Origin of the sequence: Niallia sp. 01092, assembly GCF_052318935.1 — a bacterium.
Lineage (GTDB): Bacteria > Bacillota > Bacilli > Bacillales > Cytobacillaceae > Niallia.
In genome coordinates this window covers 1-727 of the sequence record NZ_JBQRKO010000063.1, presented here as the reverse complement: position 1 = coordinate 727, position 727 = coordinate 1, and the positions used below count along the sequence as shown (strand labels likewise).

General features: G+C 40.6%; 1 protein-coding gene. It reads left to right on the top strand.

Annotation, left to right across the window (positions count from 1 at the left end; translation table 11 throughout):
* Positions 1–34: 34 nt before the first annotated feature.
* Positions 35–727: IS3 family transposase (locus ACTXGU_RS22270; protein ID WP_443483698.1), on the top strand; the 693-nt coding region annotated here is incomplete at its 3' end.

The following is a 727-nucleotide window of genomic DNA, read 5'->3' as shown; positions in this document are numbered from 1 at the left end:
CCCTCGTCAGATATTTGTGGAGAACGGCTTCGATGTGGACGTTATAGGAATAAAACGAATCGAACAGTCAGCCTGTAGGTGGAAGAAAGCTTATGAAAAGAATGGATTGATAGGGCTTACTGATTCGAGGAAAACGGCTTCCGGCAGACCTTTGAAACGAGAACTTACACCGTTCGAAGTGATTGAAAGGCAAAAGGCAAGAATTGAATTGTTGGAAGGACAAGTGGAGTTGTTAAAAAAGCTAGAAACGACAGAAAGGAGGCTGCTAAACGCAAGCGAAAATCTAAATCCGAATAGAGCCTATCAATTGATTCAGGAGACCATAGAACAAAATGGATTTAAGGGGATGACCAGGTATTTTTGTGACCTACTAGGGGTCTCCCGGTCTGGATATTATAGCTTCCTAAAGGCTTCCTCTATCCGAGAAGCAAGGGAGAAATTGGACTTGGAAGCGAAGGAAATCGTTTTAAAGGCCTTCGATCGGCAAGGATATAAGAAAGGTTCACGCTCCATTAAAATGATATTGGAGAATGATTTTAACATAATCTTTAGCCGTAAAAAGATCCAAAGAATTATGAAGAAATATGGAATCGTCTGTCCTCACAGGAGACCAAATCCTTATAAAAGGATCGCTAAAGCGACAAAAGAGCATCAGGTTGTCCCTAACAAATTAAACAGGGAATTTAAGCAAGGAATACCTGGAAAAGTTTTACTGACAGATATCACA